The sequence below is a fragment of the Micromonospora sp. NPDC049645 genome, assembly GCF_040675155.1.
GTDB lineage: Bacteria > Actinomycetota > Actinomycetes > Mycobacteriales > Micromonosporaceae > Micromonospora.
In genome coordinates, this window is sequence record NZ_JBFAOI010000032.1 from 1 (window position 1) to 20,316 (window position 20,316).

Sequence of the window (20,316 nt, forward strand, 5' to 3'; positions counted from 1 at the left end):
GGTGCCACCTGGACCAACGACATCAGCCACGGTGAGTTGCTGCGGACCAGCGCCGACCAGACGATGACGGTCAACGCGTGCAACCTGCAACTGCTCTACCAGGGGCGTTCTCCCAGCTCCGGCGGGGACTACGGGCTGCTGCCGTACCGGCCGGGTCTGTTGACCCTGCAACGCTGACCCGGATCAAGCTCGACTGACCCGCGACGGGCGGGCTCGGCGTCACGCCGAGCCCGCCCGGATCACGTTGCGGTGTGGCCCAGCCCGGCCTCAGCGGACGGGCGTGCCGGTGACGCAGGTCAGCACCCGGCCCTGACCGCGAGTGGTGCTCGACGTCGTCGTGCTGAAACCGTGCGTGTCGAGCAGCTGTGTGGTCGCGGTGACGTTCGCGATGGCATGCACGGCGGTGGGTCGCTCACCGAAGACGTAGAGCCGCCCTCCCGGTGCCAGCAGACTCCGCATCCGGGCGATCTGCTGGGCCGCGTCGCCCAACCAGAAGAGGCTGACGTTCACCGCGAAGACCTTGGTGAAGTGGCCGGTCGGGAGGTCGGCCGACTCGAAGCCGGCCCGTCGAATCTCGGCTCTGCCGGCGCTGATGTGACCGAGGTTCCGTTGGGTCGCGAGTCGCACCATGGTCGCGGCGCGGTCGATGGCGACGATCCGGCCGGTGGTGAGTGCTCCGGCGACCAGGGAGACGGCCGCTCCCCGACCACACCCGATCTCCAGCACCTGATCGTCGGCCGCGACAGCCATGGTCTGCACCGCCCAGCGCTGCCGATGGGCGGTCGTCGCCCGAATCGATTCGTCCGCGGTGGGCGTGCTGCCAACGCTGGACTGACCCGAATCGTGGGTCGAAAGAGTGGACCTCACCACGTCACTCGCCGGTGCCTCTTCTGCTCACACGTCTGATTCCACCCTCTCAGAGGAGTCCGTGCACCGTGTCCTCAGTCACCGCGAGACGGACAGGTGTCGCATCGATCAGTGCACGGGGGCCGGCGTGCCGTCTTCGAGGGCGTCCGTCGAGGCCGGGACGTGCTTCGGAGCGCCGGCGTTCACCATGGCCGCGGAGACCAGGGTCGCCGCGACCACAAAGCCGACCGCGATCCAGTACGCGACCGAGTACCCGTGCATCAGCGCCTCGTTGCGCTCCTGAACCCGCGCCGCCGGGCCACCGTGCGAGACCAGGTAGGTGGCGGCGGAGCTGGTCGCGACGGTGTTCAGCAACGCGGTGCCGATCGAGCCGCCGACCTGCTGCGACGAGCTGATCATCGCGGAGGCGACACCGGCGTCCTTGGGCTCGACGCCGTGGGTGGAGATGCTCATCGCGGGCATGAACGCGGTGCCGATGCCGAGCCCGATCACCGCCTCGGCGAACGCGATCTCCAGGAAGCCGCTGTCCGCGTCGAGCAGCGCGAGCAGTACCAGACCGATCGCGGTGACGAGGTAACCACCGACCATGATCGGCCGGGGGGCGATCCGGTGCGCGAGTCGCGCACCGATCTGCGTGGCCCCGATGGCCTGCGGCACGGCCATCGGCATGAACGCCAGCCCGGCCATCACCGGCGACCACCCCTTGACCTGCTGAAAGTAGTAACTGAGCAGGAGAAACATCCCGAACATGCTGACGATCGCAAGACCAACCGAGAGGTACGCGGCGGCCCGGTTGCGTTCGGTCAGCACGCGCAGCGGCAGCAGCGGGGACGTGACCCGTGCCTGCACCACGACGAAGACCGCGAGCAGCAGCACCCCGGCGGTGAACGACCCGATGGTCACGCCCGCCGACCAGCCGTGGCTCTCGGCGACACCGAACCCGTAGACCAGGCCGACGAGTCCGAGGCTGGCCAGCAGGACCCCGGGGACGTCGAGTCGGGCGCGGTGCCGCTCGCCGTCGTCGTGCACCGTGCGACTCGCGCCCAGGATCCCGACGACCGCGATCGGCACCAGGACGAACATGGCGAAGCGCCAGTTCAGATACTGGGTGAGCAGCCCGCCCACGATCAGACCGACGGCGCCACCGGCGATCGAGACCGCGCTGAACACACCGAACGCCTTCGCGCGCTCCTTCGGCTGCGTGAAGGACAGGGAGAGCAACGAGAGCGCGGCCGGAGCGAGGAGGGCCGCGAACACACCCTGTAGTGCACGGGCGAGCAGCAGCATCGCGGCGTTGACGGCCAGACCGCCGATCGCCGAGGCGATCGCGAAGCCGGCAAGCGCGATCAGGAAGGTGCGCTTGCGCCCGACCATGTCACCGACCCGGCCGCCGACCAACAGCAGACCGCCGAAGGCCAGACCGTACGCGGTCACCACCCACTGCCTGCTTCCGTCCGTGAAGTGCAGCGCCTGTTGCGCCGAGGGGAGCGCGATGTTCATGACGGCCCCGTCGAGCACCACCATCAGTTGAGCGATGGAGATGAACAACAGGGCCTTCCACCGCTGAGGCTCCAGGGCGGGGCGGCCTGTGGGCATGACTGTTCCTTAAGGGTGGTTTGCGCGGATTCTTGCGACCCGGCCAACGCTATCGGCGTTATGGAACACTCACCACAGAATGTGCCTACGGTTACAGCAGTCAGAGGTGGTCAATTGAAGGCTTCTTGGCGGTAAGAATGGGTATCGGAGCGCCTGGGTGCCGTAGCGGGGTGCCCAGGTGTGAGTGCAGTTACTTTGTCGAACGTTCCAGAAAAGGCTAGCGTTCCGTCTCACGAAGCCCCGCGGACCACGTGGCGGCTCATCAGTCGGGTGGATGTGGACGAGATGGCTGGACGGTTGGAATCGAAGGTGCTGCTGGTGACCGGCGGTACGCAGGGCATGGGCCTGGCGTTCGCCAAGCGGGCGGCCACCGAAGGGGCACGCGTCGTGATCGGTGCCCGGGACAAGGATCGGGGCGAGGAGGTGGCCGCTCAGATCAGGAGCGCGGGCGGTACCGCCCTCTTCGTACCCACCGACGTGACGGTCGAGGAGGAGATGGCGCGGCTCGTCGACAGCGCGGTGGCGGAGTACGGGCGGCTGGACGGCGCGTTCAACAACGCCGGCGGCGGCCCGATGGCCAGTGTGCGCGAAGCCGACAGCGACAACTGGCAGCGGTCGCTCGCCCTCAACCTGACGAGTGTCTTCTACGGCCTGAAGTACCAGCTCCCGGCGATCATCGCCGCCGGCGGTGGCGCGATCGTCAACAACGCCTCGGTCTCCGGCGTGAAGGGCGACCCGACCCAGGCCGCCTACAACGCGGCGAAGCACGGCGTCATCGGGCTGACCCGCTCGGCGGCCCTCGACGTGGCGCGCTCCGGTGTGCGGGTCAACGCCCTGGTCACCGGGCTGATCGACACGCCGCTCTGGCAGGGCGTGGTCAGCCAGGCCCCGGAGGTCGCGGAGCGCTACCTGTCGGCGCAGCCGACCGGACGAGCCGGCACGTCCGACGAGGTCGCCGCGCTCACCGCGTTCCTGCTCAGCGACGAGGCCACCTTCATCAGCGGCGCGTCCATCGCCATCGATGGTGCCCTCACCGCCTGACGCGGTGGGGTCCGGCCCGGGGCGGCGGCTCAGACGGCCGCCGCCACCCCGGACCGGGCAGTGCGTCAGGCGATCCGATAGGCCCGTTGGATCGTCTGGGTGACCGTGTTGCCGGCGGTGTCGGTGGCCGTCAGCCGCAGCGAGACGAACCCGGCCCGGCGCGGATGATTGATCAGAGCGACGTTCCGGAGCACCGGCAGGGCGATCCACGTCCGGCCGTCGTCGAACGACGCGGAGACGCCGAGCGTGCGGTTGGACGCGGCCGTCGAGCCGGCCTGCCGGTCCAGCGCCACCGGAATCGTCGTGATCCGGCCCGTCCGCGCCGTGTTGGTGTCGTCCAGCACGGGCATCGGACGGGCCGTCGTCAGAGGCAGCCGGTGCGGTGACGTGGTGTGCGCCGAGGTGAAGGTCCAGGCCACCGAGATCGACGTCGACAGGGTGTCCGGGGCGCCCCGGGTGGTGGTCGCCTCCAGACGGTAGGTGGCCTGCTCGGCGGGCACCGCGAAGTCGGCCCACGGGCTGTCCGACGTGCCGATCTCCCTACCGTCGCGCAGCAGGCGCAACCGCACCGGCTGGTCGTCGCGGCTCGCGGGGCGACCGGTCGCGTCACCGAACAGGGGCAGCGACGCGATCGAGATGGTGTCGCCGTCGCGGCCCGCGTACCCCAGAGGCGACAGGGTCGGTGCCTGGGCCACGGTGGGTCCGAAGGGTGCCGCGTTCCAGGTCTGGGCGTACGTCCGGCCAGACGTGAAGGTCGAATCCTGCGTCGTCGAGTTGTCCCCCTCGACGAACGTGGACGTCCAGACGATGCCGCCGTCGGTGTTGTAGTACTCGGTGCCCGTGAACGGGAGATCGACCGGCGTGTTCGACCCGATCGGGCCCGAGCCTCCGGGCGCCGACGCGCGGTGCATCCGGGTGGCCGTCGTCGTGCTGGACTGGCTCCGGTAGGTCGCCCGGACGGTGGCCACGTTCTTCGGCGACAGCTTCCTGGTCAGGCCGGTGAACATGTCGCCGTGCCGGACGTACGCCAGGTCGTAGGTGTAGGGGCTGTTGCGGAAGGTGCGGTCCTTGCCCGGTCGCGCGAGCCCGACGCCCAGCGTCGCGGTGAACTCGGGCGCGGTGACGGCGGGCCCGATCCGGCCGAAGAAGACGTCCGCGAAGGACGCTCCGCTGAGTTGGACGCCCGGATAGCGCAAGCCGTCGTCCCAGTTGGCGCTCACGTTGATCGAGGTTGGGGCGGCGTCACGCTGCGGCACGGTCACCGCGACCGGCCTGGCGGCACGGGCGTCGACCGCCTCGGTGACCGGGCCGCGTACGTCCAGAACCGGCTGGGCGAGCAGAGTCGACACGGCACCCTCGTGGATGGTGCTGTACAGCGCGTAGCGACCCTTGGGCAGCCGCAGGACGCCGCCGCCCGGTGTCGCGGCGAGGGTGCTGAACTCCCCGGTGGCCAGGTTCGCCGCCACGGTCGTGTACTCGGTGGCCGGCTGGCCGTCGCGCCCGGTGTGGTCGAGCCGTACGTCGTAGCTCTCGATCTCACGGTTCAGCGCGAACGGCGTCCGTACCCGCAGGTCGCCGGCACCGGTCGCGGTCAGCGCCCCCTGGTAGACGCCGTCCGGGGCGTCCACCCGGGTGTCCACGGTGATCGTCGCCTCGGCGCGGCCACCGGCCGGCACCACGAGCGTGGCCGGGCTGACGGTGAGCATGCCGGCCGGGGCCGGAGCGATGGCCAGCGTCAGGGTGACCGGCGTGGTGCCGCTGTTGCGGTAGCCGACGATTTGGGTGATAGGGCTGTCGTCGGCGTGCGGCCAGCGCTGCACCGGGAAGTCGATGGCGGCGACGTCGGCGGCGACCGGCTGGGCGACCGCGCGGGCGATATCGACCCGGCCGGCGCCCTGCTCGTAGATGGTGTCCGCGCCGGTCGGCTTGGCCGAGTCCATCAGGGCGGCCTTGAGCTGCGGGCCGGTCCAGTCCGGGTGTTGCCCGGCGAGGATCGCGGCGCTGCCGGCCACGTGCGGGGTCGCCATCGACGTACCCGACATGGTGGCGTAGTCACCGCCGGGAGCGGCGGCCACGATGTCGACGCCGGGTGCGCTGATCTCGGGCTTGATGTGGTTGTCGCCGACGCGCGGCCCTCGGCTGGAGAAGTAGGCCCGCTGGTCGTCGGCGTCCACCGCGGCGACGGCGAGAGCGTCGTCGGCGGAGGCCGGCGAGGAGACCGACTTCGGTTTGCCCTCGTTGCCGGCCGCGACCACGAAGAGGGTGCCGTACCGGTGGCTCAACTCCTGGACCGCGGTCTCCAGCGGGTCGAGGCCGGGCGCGTCGTCGCCGCCCACGCTCAGGTTGACCACCCGGGTCTGCGGCGCGAGCCACTGCATTCCGGTGACGATGTCCGAGTCCTGGCATTCGGTGGTGGCGCAGACCTTGCCGACGAGCAGCTTCGCTCCCGGCGCCACCCCGCGGTACCGGCCGCCGGACGCGGCGCCGCTGCCGACGATTGTCGACGCCACGTGAGTGCCGTGGCCGACCGTGTCACTGGGGTCGTTGCCGCCGGTGAAGTCCCGGACCTCGGCGAGGTGCCCGGCGAAGTCGGGATGGCCGGCGTCGATTCCGGTGTCCAGCACGCCGACGGTGACGCCGGTGCCGTCGAAACCGGCCTGCCACGCCGCCGGGGCCCCGATCTGCGGCACGCTCCGGTCGAGCGAGACCTTGCGCTTGCCGTCCAGCCAGATGTGAGTGACCCCCGCGGTGAGGGTGCGCGCCGAGGCCGTCGCCCGGGTGAGTGACGCCCAGAGTGTCACCCGGTCGTCCCGGTCCGCCCGGACCGCGAGCGCGTGGGCGGCCGGCAGGTCGGCCCGCACCCGCCCGGCACCCGTGGTGGTCGCGGTCCGCGCCCGCGCCGCCGCGTTCTCGGGGTACGCGACCAGCAGCGGCAACTCGGGGGCCCGGTCGTCGTAGCCGAACTCGCCGAGCGTGGTGAGGTCGAACAGCCGCCGGTCGAGCCGTCCGTCGCGCACCAGCGGCATCGCATCCACCGGGATGACGTACTGGTGGCCGTCCTCCCGGCTGCTCACGAACCGCATGGCGGCCCGCCCCGACCCCCGCTGGATCTGCGGGTGACCCGCCGCGTCCAGCGACACGCGGTCACCGGTGATCAGGGTGAACGTCCCGGAGGCGCCGGGGGCGGGGGCCGCCGGCTGCTCCTGCGCGCTCGCCGCTTGGGCGGTCAGGCCCGCCGCCACCAGCGCGGTCGCGAGTACGCCGGCTGTCAGGGCGCGTCGTTGCCGTCGTCGCACATCGTCCTCTCCGCCACGGGCGTCTCCCGGGTCGGCACGATGACGCCTGGCCAGGTCACAAGGTTGATCACCACTGGTGTGACGGCGGTCACAATCGAGCCCCGCGATGACGCGTCCGGTCCAGCCGGGCGAGTTCGATGCGGCGGTGACCAGGGAACGAGGCAGGGGAGGGCACCGGTCGGATGCGTGATGCCGAGGAGTTCGACGCCCTCTACGCGGCCTGCGCGGGTCGGGTCGTGGGTCACGTGTACGCGCTCACCGGCAACCGTGCCGAGGCGGAGGACGCCGTCGCCGAGGCGTTCATGCGGGCCTGGCAGCGATGGCCGACGGTGCGGGAGGCGGACAGCCCGGAGGCATGGGTCCGCCGGGTGGCCTCCCGGATCGCGGTCAGCAGTTGGCGCAAGGCGTTCAACCGGGTACGCGCACATCGCCGGGCCGCGGTCGACCAGAGCGTGCCCGGACTGAACGAGGATCACGTCGCGCTGTTGCAGGCGCTGCAACGGCTGACCGCCAACCAGCGCCGGGCCGTCGTGCTGCACCACCTCAACGATCTCACCGTCGCGGAGGTGGCCGCCGAGATGCAGGCCCCCGTCGGAACCGTGAAGGCATATCTCGCCCGCGGTCGGAGAGCGATGGCCGGGCTGCTGACCGATGCGCACCAGGAGGAGAACTCCCATGGCTGATCCGCGCGACGATCTCACCGCGATCGTCGACGAGGTCCGGCGCGTCACCACGCTGCCGGGGGCCGAGACGTTGCGGCGGCGCAGTGACCGGCGTCGGCGGCGTCGGGTTGCTGTCGGCGCGGCGGGGCTGGCCGTGGTGGCCCTCGCCGCTGGCAGCGCCCTGTTGCAGACGCGGACCGGCGTCGAGTCACCGGGTGTCGGCCCGGCCACCCAGGTCGCGCCGTCGGTGGTCCCGTCCCCGAGCACCCCGACCGCTCCGGTCGCTCCGGTCGGACCGCAGGAGATTCTCGACGGTCGGCGGCAGGTCCAGATCGTGTTGCCCGGTATGCGCGGAGCCACGTTGGCGATCGACCGCGATGGCGATCAGGTGCGGGCCAGCAGCGAACAGGGCATCGACGATCGGGCGCTGTGGGTGTTGCGCCCCGAGGGGGACCGGTACCGGATCCTGCTTGCATCCGGTGCCAGCGCCGTCTGCATGACCGTCGTGCACGACGCGGCGCCGGGCAGCGTACGCGGCCGGGCGTGCGACCCGGCCGCCTCGACGCAGCTCTTCCGGATCGATCAGGTCGCCGACGGCAGTTACTCGATCTTCCAGGGCAAGCGCTACGTCCAGGTGGTCGACGGCACCAATGCCCTGGTGCCGGACCTGCCCGAGGGCCTCACCACCACCTACGAGTTCGAGGACCGGGGACCCGCCCCGCGCTGACTGTCGAAACCCGCTCCGATAGCTGGTGCCGGCGCGCGGCTGCGACCACGTTTCCCCGAGCGTCAGAGCCAGACCACGATCCCGGTCAGGTCGTTGAGGACGGCGGCCACGCCCGCCCGGATTGCCGCCGCGCAGCGCTCGGCGGTGAACGAGTTCGCGTCGTACGTCGAGGACATGCCGAGCCCCTCCCCGCGGAACGACGCGCCCTCCCAGTCGACCGCCGTGACGTTGTGGGTGGGCTCGGCCAGCTCCGCCCCCACGACGAGGAACTTCTCGTCCAGGTGGTTCGGGGTGACCAACGCGAGGGGGTCGATCAGGTCGTTGCCCGCGCTGACGATCAGGTCCGGACCCATCTCCATCGCCTTGGCGATGCTGCTGACGGCGTCGTGTGCGTTGACGACGATGGTCCGCAGGTCGACGTGCTCGTCGTCGGCCCACTCCTTGACCGCCGTCACGAGTGCCCTGGTCGGGTCGTCGTCGCCGCCGGTCAGCAGGACGACCCGGTAGTCCTTCGGCGGGTGGACGCCGGCCCACGAGCCGGGCTGCGGCGTGATGGTCGCCTCCGGCGCGGGCTTCGTGGCGGGGTCGACGAATCCCGGACCGAGTGTGCCGATGGCGCTGGGCACCGGGTGTGGCTCCGACCAGTCGTCACTGGAGCTACAGGCGGTGACCAACGCGGCGGTCGCGGCCAGGATGGCAACGGCCTGAAGCGGGGGGCGCAAGGTGATCGTCCTCCGGGTGGTGGCGGAAAGTGCGGGTACGTCTTCGTATTCCTATCTCAATTCCGGTCGCCGGCAATCGCCGAGTGGGCGACCGGGGGTGTTGTTCTCCGGCGGTTCGTCGGTGCGCGGGTTGCTGTTCACCCGCGACATGCAACGTGCACTGGCCAACTGAGGGAGTCGAATGTCAGGCCGAATCCGCCGTACCGTTATCGTCGCCGCTGTCGGTTTCGCCGCACTGGTGGTTCCGTTTCTGGGCGCCGAAGCGGCGTCCGCGCACGGCTTCTCGTCGACCGTTTACGCGAAAATCGCAGCGGGAGATGAGGGTCACATCCGCACGACGGTGGAACTCGAATACGACCTCCTCGTCGTGTCCGCCGCGGATGCCGGCGACGACGATCCGCTCTTTCAGAGGGGAACGGCCGCGTTCGAAGCGGGCGACACCGCTGCCCAGGCCACTGCCCTGAAGGAGCACGCGTCGACGGTCCTGAGGTACGTCTCCGACCGGTTCTCGGTGAGCGCACGAAGCGAGGGCTGCCAGCCGGTCCAGGTGGGCGACGCGACCATCGGCGAGCGCGAGGGCGTGCCGTACGCGAATCTGCTGCTGGACTGGACCTGCCCCGAGCGGGTCGACGCGCACGAGGTGCGCAGCGGTCTCTTCCCCGATGGCGAGGGTTACGTCAAGGGCACCAAGACGATCGTCACCTACGAGATCGACGGCCGCTCGGGAAGCGCGGCGCTCGACAGCGCCAACCCTTCCTTCTCCACCGGGCAGGCCTGGTACCAGCGGTTCGGTGAGTTCTTCCTCCTCGGTGCCGAGCACCTGCTGACCGGCATCGACCACATCCTGTTCCTGCTGGCGCTCATCGCCGGATCGCGGCGCCTTCGCGAGATCGTGCTCGCGGCCACCAGCTTCACCCTGGCGCACTCGGTGACGTTCATGCTCGCCGCCCTCGGCCTGGTCGAGGTGCCGGGGGTGATCGTGGAGCCGATCATCGCGTTGTCGATCGCTGTCGTCGCGGGCTGGCACCTGTGGGGGATCTGGCGTCGCGGTGAGCACGCCACGGACCTGGAGGCGACCGGGCGCGGCCACCTCAGCCTGGACCGGGCCGGCTGGATCCGCCTCGGCGTGGTGTTCTGCTTCGGCCTCGTGCACGGCCTGGGCTTCGCCGGTGCGCTGGGCATCGACGAGGCGTGGTCGTGGACCCTGCTGTGGTCGCTGCTGGTGTTCAACGTCGGCATCGAGGCCGTTCAGTTGACGATTATCGCCGTCGTCTTCCCGCTGCTGTTCGTGCTGCGCCGTCGTGCGCCGAAAGCCGGACTCTGGGCGACCGGGGCCGTTTCTGCGGTCGTGTCCACTATGGGGCTGATCTGGTTTGTCCAGCGCGTTTCGGGATCATGAGTAAGGCTAAGTAGTTCGTGAAGTGCAGTCTTTCGCAAGATCACGTTCATGAACGGTTCATCGGGTGGCGAAAGCGTGGAATTGCTTCCCCAGTGTCGGGTGAAGGCACATCCATTTCTCTATTTGAAAAGGGAACAATGTCGATGACATTGAGCACCTCGACATGGGTCTCCGGGCCCATGCGGCGGCGCCTGGTCGCCGGGGTCGCAGCCGGGTTCCTCGGAATGGGCGCGGCCCTCGGAAGTGGCCTGCTGGCCACCGCGAGCGCGGCCGAGTCCACCACGATCAGCAGCGTGATCCTCGGCGTCGGCGCCAACGAGACCCAGCGCATCGTGACCTGGTACTCCTCCGCCGACACGGCGCAGAAGATCCAGCTCGCCCCCACCGCCGAGATCGTCAACGGCGAGTTCCCGGCCAGCGCCGTCAGCTTCGACGCCGTTGGTGCGGCGAACACCTCCACCACCGGCTTCAACCGGCACGCCACGATCAGCAACCTGCGCGAGAACACGGCGTACTCGTACCGGGTCGGCGCCGAGGGCAACTGGTCCCCGGCATACGCCTTCAAGACGCAGGACTTCGAGGGCGACTACGACTTCCTGTTCTTCGGCGACCCGCAGATCGGCTCCTCCGGTGACCGGCTGAAGGACCAGGCCGGCTGGGAGGACACCCTGAAGGTGGCCACCGCGGCCAACCCGAACGCCGAGCTGCTGGTCTCCGGCGGCGACCACGTCGAGTCCGCGAACGACGAGGGTCAGTGGACCTCGTTCATGGCGCCCGACCAGCTGCGTCAGTACCCCCTCGTCGCCACCATCGGTAACCACGATGTCGGCGGCAAGTCCTACGAGCAGCACCACTTCACCCCGAACACCGACCGCACGGCCCCGTACTACGACAACGGGAACCCGGCGGGCACCAAGTCCGGTGGTGACTACTGGTTCGTCTACAAGGACGTGCTGTTCATCGACATCAACAGCAACAGCTACAAGCTGCCGACCGACGGCAGCAACGCCGGCGACGCCGCGCACGTCTCGTACATCACCGACGTGGTGAACAAGCACGGCTCCGAGGCCAAGTGGAAGGTGCTGGTCTACCACCACTCCATCTACTCGCCGGCCAGCCACTCGACCGACACCGACAACAAGCAGCGGCGGGAGGACTTCACCACGGCCTTCTCCAACCTCGGCATCGACATGGTGCTGCAGGGGCACGACCACAGCTACTCGCGCAGCTACTCCATCAAGAACGGCCAGAAGGAGAACCCGGCCGAGAAGCCGGGTGCAGCCGACGTCTTCCCCGGTCCGGGTGGCGTCATCTACGTGACGGCCAACTCGGCCTCCGGCTCGAAGTACTACGACATCAAGAAGCCGGACGCCACCGGCACCGGCATCCGCGGCAACGGCCCGGACCCGCTGGACCCGGACAAGTTCTGGTACAACTCGGTGCAGAACCAGGAGCACGTGCGCAGCTACGTCAAGGTGCAGGTGCGCGGCGACAAGCTGGTCCTGGCGAACGTGCGCAGCGGCACCTGCGCGGCGCCGAACGCGGCCGTCGAGGCCGGCCTGTCCTGCGTCAACACCCCGGACGGTCAGCCGGTCGGCTCGATCGTCGACAACGTGACCGTGCACCCGTTCAACGGTGACGGCCAGGCCATCCAGGTCAACGTGCCGAACCCGGCTCCGGGCGAGTTCGGTTGGACGATCGACGGCTACAACGGCCTGGTCGACCTGGGTACCGCGCAGGAGCGCAACGGCGCCTACTTCGAGGCGACCGGCAAGATCAACCCGATCCTCGTGTCGGACAGCCGCCGCTCGCTCGCCCCGTGGTCGATCTCGGCCAACGTCGGCGACTTCCAGGACGCCGACAAGACGTTCTCCGGCTCCTACCTGGGCTGGAACCCGTACGTGCTGGACGGCGGCGCGGGCGCCGAGGCCGGTGCGCCGGTCCTGTCGTCCTACGACGACCAGGGCAAGGGCCTCTCGGTCTCCAGTGGGCTCGCCGCGGCCGCGCAGGGTCACCCGCGCGGCGGCGCCAAGCTCGGTGCCGACCTGGATCTGAAGATCCCGGACAGCATCGCGAAGGGTAGCTACCGCACCACCCTCACGATCACCGCGCTGAGCAGCTGATCGAACAGTTCCATCGGGCGGGGTAGGCACCTTCGGGGGCCTACCCCGCCACCCATGTGCGATCCGTCCAAGATCACCTCAAGGAACCGACATGTACCCGTCCGTAACGCGCTGGAAGACCACGCCCGCCGCGCTCCTCCGTACGACCGCACTGTCCCTGCTCGCCGTCGTCGCGGCCGTCGGTGTCGGTGCCGGTCCCGTCCTGGCCGCGGACGGTGACGTCGCCTGGACGGTCCGGACGGCCTCCAACGGCTACGGCGAGGCCCGGTCCAGTTACAGCTACAACGTCAACCCCGGCGGCGCCGTCGAGGACGCCATGGTGGTGGCGAACCACGGCAAGGCGCCGCTGACCCTCTCCGTGTACGCCGCCGACGGCTTCACCACCGACGCCGGCCAACTCGACCTGCTCACCAAGGACAAGAAGTCCGTGGCGATCGGCGCCTGGGTGAAGGCGAACGCCGGCAGTGTCGTGATCCAGCCCGGAAAGACCGCCCAGGTTCCCTTCAAGATCAGCGTCCCGGAGAACTCCACGCCCGGGGACTACGTCGGCGGCATCCTCACCGCGCTGACCCAGGCCGACCAGGCCCAGGGGATCAATGTCGACCGGCGCCTCGGCATCCGGATCAAGTTGCGGGTGGGCGGCGAGCTGAAGCCGAGCCTCGCGATCGAGGACCTGCACGTGACGTACGCCGGGTCGGCCAACCCGTTCCGCAAGGGTGACGCCACCATCACCTACAAGCTGCACAACGTCGGCAACGCGGCCCTGTCCGGCCAGCAGGCGGTGACGGTCTCGGGTCCGTTCGGCCTGCTGCGGGTACGGGCCGCGGACATCGCCGCGCCGCCGGAGCTGCTCCCGGGTGAGAGCTGGAACGTGACGGTGCCCGTACACGAGGTGGCTCCCACCATCTCGCTGGCCGCGACCGCGACCCTGACGCCCCTGCTCACCGACGCCTCGGGCTCCACCACCTCGCTCAAGCCGGTCGAGGTCACCGCGCACGGCTGGGCCCTGCCGTGGATGCTGGTGCTGGTGCTCGTCGTGCTGATCGCCGTGCTCGTCGGGGCGTACCTGTACCGGCGGCGGACCCAGGCGCAGCGCAAGGCGCGCGAGGACGCCCGGGTACGCGACGCCGTCGAGCAGGCGCTGCGTGGCCCGGAACCGCAGACCTCCTGATCGCGGCCGGTCAACTCGGCTGGCTTCGGCCGGCGGCGGCGCTCGCGCGCTGGGTCAGGCCCACCGCGAACGCGATCACAGCGATCACCAGCACCGCCGCCGGCACGGATGCCCAGGTCGGAGCCGTTCGCAGCACCACCGTGCCGAGCACGGCGCCGACCACCAGCCCCGCCAACCGGCCGACGCCACCCACGTCGGCGAACCGGTGCGGGTCGACGACACGACGCCGAACCAGCTCGGTCAGCGAACCGGTCAGGTAGGTGGTGGAAGCGCCACGTACGCCGGCACCCACGGTGATCACACTCTGGATGCCGCTCGACACGGCCGCCATGCCCAACAGCACGAGGCCGAAGCCGTACCCGGGCCGGGCCGAGCAGGCCACCCAGCCCACCGTGAACCCGAGCAGCAGCAGCGCCTCGGCCCCCGTCACCACCGCGGTATGGCGGTTCCAACCCGGCGGGGTGTGCCGCAACGGCACGGTGGCGGCGGCCACCCCCACCGCGTACCCACCGACTGCCACCACCGCCCCCGCGAGTGAGCGGGCGTCCGCGGTGGCCAACGCGTGCCCGAAGTGCACCAGGTTGCCGGTGATCACGCTGGCGAAGTAGCCGTTCAGCCTGGTCAGGCAGATCACGTCGACGCAGCCGGACGCCGCCGCCAGTGCCACCAGGAGCCAGGCCGTGGCTCGCGTCGACGGAGGAGCGTGCACGATGCCCCCTCCGTCGATCCTTCGGTCGGCGCGACCCGCCCGGCGCGGTACGCGGACATTCCCGTGCCCGCCCCGGCTACGCCCGCACGACCTGCCCGGCGCGCGCGTTCGCCCTTGTGGGTGAACGACGCACAGCCCCGGGCCACGGCCGTTCCCGAGCGGGCATGCTGCGACGGTGACGCCGGCACGGAGAGGGAATCCACATGGTTGACGGGGATGTGCCAGAGCGGATGCAGGCCGCGGCCTTCGACGAGTTCGGCGGGCCGGAGGTGATCACCCTGCGAAAGTTGCCGGTCCCGCAGGTCGCCGACGACGAGGTGCTGATCAAGGTCTGGAGCGCCGGCGTCGGGGTGTGGGACGCGTACGAGCGGGAGGGTGTGCTGGTGCCGGAGGGCTCGGCCCTGCCGATCGTGCCCGGCTCCGACGGTGCCGGAACCGTCATCGCGGCCGGCAGCAAGGTGACCGGCCTCGCGATGGGCGACCTCGTCTACGTCGCCGCCACCACCCGGCCGAAGGGCGGCTTCTACGCCGAGTACGCCGTGGTCAAGGCCGCGTACGCGGCGAAGGTGCCCGACGGCGTGCCCGCCGAGCACGCCGGCGCCATGCCCACCGACGCGCTGACCGCGCTGGCCGGACTCGACACCGTCAGCCTGTCGGCCGGCGACTGGTTGCTGATCTTCGGAGCGAGCGGCGGTCAGGGCCACCTGGCCGTGCAGTTGGCCAAGCGGCAGGGGCTGAACGTCATCGCCGTGGCGTCCGGGGCGGACGGCGTCGCGCTGGTGACCCGACTCGGCGCCGACGTGTCCCTCGACGGCCACGGCGACATGACCGACGTGCTGGCCCGGATCCGGGACGCGGCCCCGTCCGGGGTGCACGCCATCCTGGCGATGGCCGGCGGCAAGACACTGGACCAGCTCACCGAGACGCTCGTCGACGGCGGTGTGGTCGCGTACGCCCACGGGGTGCGGCCGGAACCGCAGGAACGGCCCGGTGTGCTGGTCCGCGCGTACGACGGCGAATCGAACCCTCGACAGTTGCAGCGCCTCAACGAACTCATCGAGGCGGGGCCGTTCGTGGTGCACGTCGCGGAGACGTTCCCGCTGGGCAAGGTGCGCGAGGCGCACCAGCGACTCCAGTCGTCCTACTCCGGCAAGCTCCTGTTGACAGTGGCCTGAGACCTCAGCCGACGCGCTGCTGCGGCACGCGTACCGATGCCATGCCGGCCGCCGTCGCGGCCTGGATGCCCAGGTCGGTGTCCTCGAAGACCAGGCAGGACTCCGGGGCCACGCCGAGCTGCTCCGCCGCGAGCAGGAACGCCTCCGGGTCGGGCTTGGCCCGCGTGTAGTCGTCGGCGCAGACCAGCACGTCGAACCGGTCGAGCAGGCCCAGCGCGTCCAGAGACGCGGTGACCGACGCGCGGGTGCTGCCGGAGACGACGGCGAACGGGACCCGCCGGTGCGCGTCGTGGATGTGCGCCAACACCTCGGGCACGGCGGCGAGCTGCGGCAGCAACTCCTGGTAGTAGCTCTCCCGGCGCTCGACGACGGCCTCGACCGGCATGGCCAGACCCTGCTGCTCGTTCAGCTCGACGATGATGTCGGCGGTGGGCCGCCCACCCCAGGCGTAGAAGAGCTCCTCCGGGAACTCGCAGCCCCACTCCTCAAGGGCCCGCTGCCAGGCCAGGTAGTGCAGCGGCATCGAGTCGACGATGGTGCCGTCGCAGTCGAACAGGTACGCGGCGAACGGCCCGGGTGGCAGCGGCAGACTCACCCTGCGAAGGGTACAGATCTTCCTGGCCGGCCCGCCCGGACGTGCTCACGAAGGACGCGGTCGCGTCGAGTGGAGTCCTTCGTCGCGTTGGTCCGTCCGCCGCTCGAACCAGGTCACCCCGACCAGGAAGGCGGTCAGCAGGATGAGCGCCGTCAACGGCGGCAGGGATCGGCCGATCGGCAGCAGGACCAGCGGCAGCAGCGCGGCGACGACCTGCCTCGGGTACACCGCGCGGACGGTCAGTCGACGAAAGGCCAGCCTGCCGAGCAGGTAGAGGGCGCTGCCCCCGTACAACGCGGTTGCTGTCTCCCAGCCCAGCCGGCCGGGATGCGCCGACTCCTCGGTGAGTCCGGCGATCACCTCCTCGAGGCCCAACGCGACGAAGATGGCGCCGATGATCAGCGCGGAGTGCCCGAGGCCGTACGCGTCGCCGGCCACGCTGGCCCGCCGCTCGCCCGGCAGGTTCCGGACGGCCTCCCGGGCGGCGGGCGCCAGCCGATCGAAGTAGAGCCACCACAGGCACACCGTGCTGGTGAGGCCGAGCAGTGCGGCCACCAGGGCGGAGCCGACCGGCGCCATCGCCCGTGGGCCTGCGCCGGCAGAGATCAGGGACTCACCAAGCGCGATGATGAGCACCAGGCCGAACCGCTCGCTGAAGTGGTCCACACTGCGCAGTTGCCACGGCCGGAGGGCGGACGCGATCCGGGCACCGCCGATGTTCAGCAGGAACGCGACCGTCCAGAGCGCCGTCTGGGCGGCACCACCGAGCACCGCGCCGATGACCAGCGGAACCCAGCCCAGCACCACCGGCACGGCGAAGAACCGCAGCGTAGAGCGCAGTGCGGGATTGCTCGTGCTCGCCCAGAACAAAATCACGAGCTGCACGGTCCGGCCGACCACGTAGGCCAGGGCGAGGGTCAGTGGCGCGTCGAACAGCTCCGGGCCCTGCTGCCACGCGTCCGGCAGCACGAGCGCGGCCACGAAGATCGCCGCCATCGCGACCAGGGTGGCCGCGCGGACCGGGCCGACGTCGGGCCGGACCAGGTTTCCCACCCAGATGTACGGCGACCAGGAGTAGAGCAGCAGTAGCAGGAGGAGCAGCCCCTGGGCCAGGGTGAGCGCGCTAGGCGAACCCGCCATGAACGTGATGACCCGGGTGAGCGCGAAGACGAAGACCAGGTCGAAGAAGATCTCGAACGTCGTCGTCCGCTGCGTCGTCCCCGCCGGATGAACGTCGACAATCCCCCTCATCCTCGCATTCTGCGCCGTATAGCTCGGCGGTTCAGCGGGTCTACTCGCCCAGCGACGCCCACCCGGCATCACCTCGCCGACCGGACGGCCCCCTCAGGTCGAGGCGTCCGTCCGGCGCCGGCTCCGCTCAGCCCGCCGCCGCACCTGCTGGTACGCGCCGGTCAGCCCCATCGCCCGGCGTACCTCGAGCACGGTCTGGCGCACCTCCTGGCGGGTCCGTTCGGTGCCCTCGACGATCAACCGGTCGACCAGACCCCGATCCGCCTCGATCTCGGCCCGGCGCTGCCGGATCGGCGCCAGGAACGCCTCCAGCGCGACCACCAGCCGTTCCTTGACCTCCACGTCGCCCACCCGCCCGGCCCGGTAGCGCCGGGCCAGCTCGGCCACCTCGTCCCGGTCCGGATTGAAAATCTCGTGGTACGCGAAGACCGGGTTGCCCTCCACCGTGCCCGGCACGTCGGCCCGCACCCGGTTCGGGTCGGTGTACATGCCGAGCACCTTGCGCCGCACCGTCGCCGCGTCGTCGGAGAGAGCGATCGAGTTGCCCCGGCTCTTGCTCATCTTGGCGGCACCATCGGTGCCCACCAGGCTCGGCGTGTCCGACGAGATCAACTCGGGCACCGGGAAGACGGGACCGTACAGGTGGTTGAACCGTCGGGCGATCTCCCTGGTCACCTCGACGTGCGCGGCGTTGTCCCGGCCGACCGGGACCACCTCCCCCTTGACGCAGAGGATGTCCGCGGCCTGGAGCACCGGATACCCCAACAGCCCGTACGGCATCTCCTCCTTGCCGGCGTCGCGGGCCATGTCCTTGAGCGAGGGCACCCGTTCCAACCGGGGGACGGTCACCAGGTTCTGCAGAAGGGTGTTGAGGTCGCCGACCTCCGGGATGGCCGACTGGAGGTAGAAGGTCGCCCGTTGCGGGTCGACCCCGGCGGCGAGGATGTCGGTGACCATCTCGCGGGCGTTACCGGAGACCCGGTCGATGTCCTCGCGGCGGTTGCGGGTGGTGAGCATGTGCAGGTCGGCGATGATGAAGAAGCTCTCGTACCTCCGGTGCAGCCGTACCCGGTTGGCGATGCTTCCGACGTAGTGGCCGAGGTGCAGGCGTCCGGTGGGCCGGTCGCCGGTGAGCATTCGTGCGATGGACATGGTGGTGCCTCTCGTTGTCGGGGGTAGGTGACGCGTGGGCGCGCGCCGACAGGGCTGGCTCAGCCCTGTCGGTCAGCGGGATCGACTCAGCGAGCCGCCCGCCATCGCGCACCGGCGCGGAACCGCAGACCACCGGCACGGAGGACGTTCAGAAGTTGCTCACGGCCGCCGCCGGAGCTGGGCGGGATCTCGGGCACGGCACCGAGGAAGCGGTCGTCGACCAGCTCGACCGCCTCGGATGCGCAGGTGCCCGTCCGGACCACGGACTCACATTACCTGCGGTCCGTCGCCGGTGGAGACAGGTAGCTTTCGGCGTAGTAGGTGCCGACACGCTCTCGATACTCGGGGTCGGCCGAGTCCGGGTCGAACGGTGGCGCGTCCTTGATCTCCTGGCGGGTCCGGTCGACGTGCACGACGCGTTCCTGATGATCCACCCGCGCCACCGTCCCGGCCGGCAGCAGCACCTTCTGGCCGAAGATCCAGGGCCCGGTGTCGACCACCAGGTGCCCGGCGTCCGCCTCGTCGCTCGTCTCGTCGATGGTGCCGATCCGTCCGTCGCTCGCCTGCACCTGGTAGCCCACCAGGTCGACGGGCGTGCCGGGCCCGGGAGCGTCCGGGCCGTCGTGCCGACCCTGCTCGCTGTCCGGAGGAGTCATCGAGGGAGTGCTCTGGGTGTACCCGCCGGCCAATGCGGACGGGTCACGCCAGGCCCAGGGATTGAAGGTCGAGGGTTGCACGGGGCACCTCCAGGGGGACGGTCCTCAGCTGTCCCCCTTCGCAGTGCCCACCCCGTCGCCAAGGGAAACAGCTCGAACGCCGTAGATGGGGCTTCCCGTTCAGGAGCGGCCACGTGCAGGGTTGACCGCGCGGTTGCCGGCGTGGCCGGCTCGCCTGTCGCGTGGCTGGTCCGCCTGCGTGGCTGGTCCGCCTGCGTGGCTGGTCCGCCTGCGTGGCCGGTCCGCTGACCAGGCGCGCTGGCATACTCGGGTGCCATGGTGCTGTCGCGAGGGTGGGCCGTCTTCCTGGTCGGAGTCGGAGTCTGGACCTGGGTGATCTGGCCGAGGTTCGCGGTGGCCATCTGGCAGGACCCGCGGTCCTGGGCGTCCGGCACGGTGGCCGAGGGTGCCGCCACCAGCTTTCTGTGGGTGCACGCGCTGCTGATCGCCGCGTCCCTGGCGATCGGCACGACCGTCGGCGTCCTCGGTCTTCGGGCCTGGTTCGCCGCCCGGCGACGGCAGGTGTCCTGACCCTGGCCACCACCGGTGGGTGCGGGAGAGGCTTGACCTGGGAAAGTCGCTCGCGAACCGGAATGTGACGCGCGCCGCTACCCGCGGATTTGACGATCAAACCCGCGGACGCGTAACTTTCTCTCTGCCAGCGCGGAACGGGGCAAACGGGACGAAAGTTCTGGAGCACCGAGACGGGGTGGTACCGGGTCTGGCAGGGGTTCGCTCCTGCGGGGACACGGTCCGGGCGGGGCTTGCCGGATCGGCCGCGAGGCGGATTTGGTGCGGCGAAGCCGACCGGGTAAGGTTCACGACCGGCAGGGAACCGGGCGAGACTGCGGGAAACCGCAGCGGCCGGTCTGCCAAATCCGACGACCTGACGCAGCGGTTCGCTGCTGCGTGAGTGCGCCGGCGCTGACCCGTACGAAGCATGACAGACCGGGACACACGGTTTGACACGGCGAAGACGGTGAGGTAACGTAGTAAAAGTGCCCGGCGCGAGAGCGGCGGGACACGGTACGGAAAAGCCCCGGTTGGGGTTCCACTGAGGTGGGGCTTCTGGTCGGTGTGTGGTTGTTCTTTGAGAACTCAACAGGGTGCTTGT

Annotated in this window: 19 protein-coding genes; 9 read left to right on the top strand and 10 right to left on the bottom strand. The window is 70.2% G+C overall.

The genetic code is table 11. The annotated features are described in order from the left end of the window. Positions 1-177, top strand: a 177-nt coding sequence (locus AB0J33_RS30840) for a non-reducing end alpha-L-arabinofuranosidase family hydrolase (protein WP_363618655.1), incomplete at its 5' end; no start/stop codon positions are given. A gap of 90 nt (positions 178-267) precedes the next feature. Here the strand turns inward: AB0J33_RS30840 and AB0J33_RS30845 are convergent. Together AB0J33_RS30845 and AB0J33_RS30850 are read right to left on the bottom strand one after the other, a co-directional pair. After that, positions 268-750, bottom strand: coding sequence for a class I SAM-dependent methyltransferase (locus AB0J33_RS30845; RefSeq protein ID WP_363618619.1), 483 nt, complete (start codon positions 748-750; stop codon positions 268-270). Between the two features lie 225 nt (positions 751-975). Further along, a complete protein-coding gene (locus tag AB0J33_RS30850) occupies positions 976-2,463 on the bottom strand; it encodes an MFS transporter (protein WP_363618621.1) in 1,488 nt (495 codons plus the stop codon). A 285-nt stretch (positions 2,464-2,748) separates the two neighbouring features. Between AB0J33_RS30850 and AB0J33_RS30855 the strand changes: the two genes are divergently transcribed. Beyond that, on the top strand, positions 2,749-3,504 hold the full coding sequence (locus AB0J33_RS30855) for an SDR family NAD(P)-dependent oxidoreductase (RefSeq protein WP_363618623.1): 756 nt from the start codon (positions 2,749-2,751) through the stop codon (positions 3,502-3,504). Positions 3,505-3,569: 65 nt separating this feature from the next. Here AB0J33_RS30855 and AB0J33_RS30860 read toward each other — a convergent pair whose 3' ends face one another. Then, positions 3,570-6,800, bottom strand: a complete 3,231-nt coding sequence (locus AB0J33_RS30860; protein ID WP_363618625.1) for a S8 family serine peptidase — start codon at positions 6,798-6,800, stop codon at positions 3,570-3,572. A 182-nt stretch (positions 6,801-6,982) separates the two neighbouring features. Here AB0J33_RS30860 and AB0J33_RS30865 point away from each other — a divergent pair, with 182 nt between their 5' ends. Together AB0J33_RS30865 and AB0J33_RS30870 are read left to right on the top strand one after the other, a co-directional pair. Then, positions 6,983-7,483, top strand: coding sequence for a sigma-70 family RNA polymerase sigma factor (locus AB0J33_RS30865; RefSeq protein WP_363618627.1), 501 nt, complete (start codon positions 6,983-6,985; stop codon positions 7,481-7,483). Further along, a complete protein-coding gene (locus AB0J33_RS30870; protein WP_363618629.1) occupies positions 7,476-8,189 on the top strand; it encodes a hypothetical protein in 714 nt (237 codons plus the stop codon). Before AB0J33_RS30865 ends, AB0J33_RS30870 begins: the two co-directional genes overlap by 8 nt. A gap of 62 nt (positions 8,190-8,251) precedes the next feature. Here AB0J33_RS30870 and AB0J33_RS30875 read toward each other — a convergent pair whose 3' ends face one another. Continuing rightward, complete coding sequence (locus AB0J33_RS30875) at positions 8,252-8,911, bottom strand: hypothetical protein (RefSeq protein WP_363618631.1); 660 nt, start codon at positions 8,909-8,911, stop codon at positions 8,252-8,254. A gap of 181 nt (positions 8,912-9,092) precedes the next feature. Here AB0J33_RS30875 and AB0J33_RS30880 point away from each other — a divergent pair, with 181 nt between their 5' ends. From AB0J33_RS30880 to AB0J33_RS30890, 3 genes are all read left to right on the top strand, one after another. Next, the gene (locus tag AB0J33_RS30880) at positions 9,093-10,310 is read left to right on the top strand and encodes a HupE/UreJ family protein (RefSeq protein WP_363618633.1); all 1,218 of its coding nucleotides are present in this window, start codon (positions 9,093-9,095) and stop codon (positions 10,308-10,310) included. A 143-nt stretch (positions 10,311-10,453) separates the two neighbouring features. Then, on the top strand, positions 10,454-12,433 hold the full coding sequence (locus tag AB0J33_RS30885) for a metallophosphoesterase family protein (RefSeq protein WP_363618635.1): 1,980 nt from the start codon (positions 10,454-10,456) through the stop codon (positions 12,431-12,433). Between the two features lie 91 nt (positions 12,434-12,524). After that, a complete protein-coding gene (locus AB0J33_RS30890) occupies positions 12,525-13,604 on the top strand; it encodes a DUF916 domain-containing protein (RefSeq protein ID WP_363618637.1) in 1,080 nt (359 codons plus the stop codon). A 10-nt stretch (positions 13,605-13,614) separates the two neighbouring features. Here the strand turns inward: AB0J33_RS30890 and AB0J33_RS30895 are convergent, their stop codons facing one another. Beyond that, entirely contained in the window at positions 13,615-14,313 is a 699-nt protein-coding gene (locus AB0J33_RS30895; protein ID WP_363618639.1) for a YoaK family protein, read from the bottom strand. 203 nt (positions 14,314-14,516) lie between these two features. On the opposite strand from AB0J33_RS30895, the gene AB0J33_RS30900 reads away from it, so the two are divergent. Beyond that, complete coding sequence (locus AB0J33_RS30900; protein WP_363618641.1) at positions 14,517-15,488, top strand: NADP-dependent oxidoreductase; 972 nt, start codon at positions 14,517-14,519, stop codon at positions 15,486-15,488. Between the two features lie 4 nt (positions 15,489-15,492). Here AB0J33_RS30900 and AB0J33_RS30905 read toward each other — a convergent pair whose 3' ends face one another. From AB0J33_RS30905 to AB0J33_RS30925, 5 genes are all read right to left on the bottom strand, one after another. Next, positions 15,493-16,083 carry an HAD family phosphatase gene (locus AB0J33_RS30905; RefSeq protein ID WP_363618643.1) on the bottom strand — a complete coding sequence of 197 codons (591 nt, stop codon included), beginning with the start codon at positions 16,081-16,083 and terminating at the stop codon, positions 15,493-15,495. 45 nt (positions 16,084-16,128) lie between these two features. Beyond that, positions 16,129-17,334 carry a low temperature requirement protein A gene (locus tag AB0J33_RS30910; protein WP_363618645.1) on the bottom strand — a complete coding sequence of 402 codons (1,206 nt, stop codon included), beginning with the start codon at positions 17,332-17,334 and terminating at the stop codon, positions 16,129-16,131. A gap of 93 nt (positions 17,335-17,427) precedes the next feature. Then, positions 17,428-18,486, bottom strand: a complete 1,059-nt coding sequence (gene trpS, locus AB0J33_RS30915) for a tryptophan--tRNA ligase (protein ID WP_363618647.1) — start codon at positions 18,484-18,486, stop codon at positions 17,428-17,430. Positions 18,487-18,572: 86 nt separating this feature from the next. Continuing rightward, positions 18,573-18,749: a hypothetical protein gene (locus AB0J33_RS30920; protein ID WP_363618649.1), complete on the bottom strand. Its 177-nt coding sequence runs from the start codon at positions 18,747-18,749 to the stop codon at positions 18,573-18,575. A 9-nt stretch (positions 18,750-18,758) separates the two neighbouring features. Further along, positions 18,759-19,223 carry a PRC-barrel domain-containing protein gene (locus AB0J33_RS30925; protein ID WP_363618651.1) on the bottom strand — a complete coding sequence of 155 codons (465 nt, stop codon included), beginning with the start codon at positions 19,221-19,223 and terminating at the stop codon, positions 18,759-18,761. Between the two features lie 255 nt (positions 19,224-19,478). On the opposite strand from AB0J33_RS30925, the gene AB0J33_RS30930 reads away from it, so the two are divergent. After that, positions 19,479-19,733, top strand: coding sequence for a hypothetical protein (locus AB0J33_RS30930; RefSeq protein ID WP_363618653.1), 255 nt, complete (start codon positions 19,479-19,481; stop codon positions 19,731-19,733). Positions 19,734-20,316 lie beyond the last annotated feature (583 nt).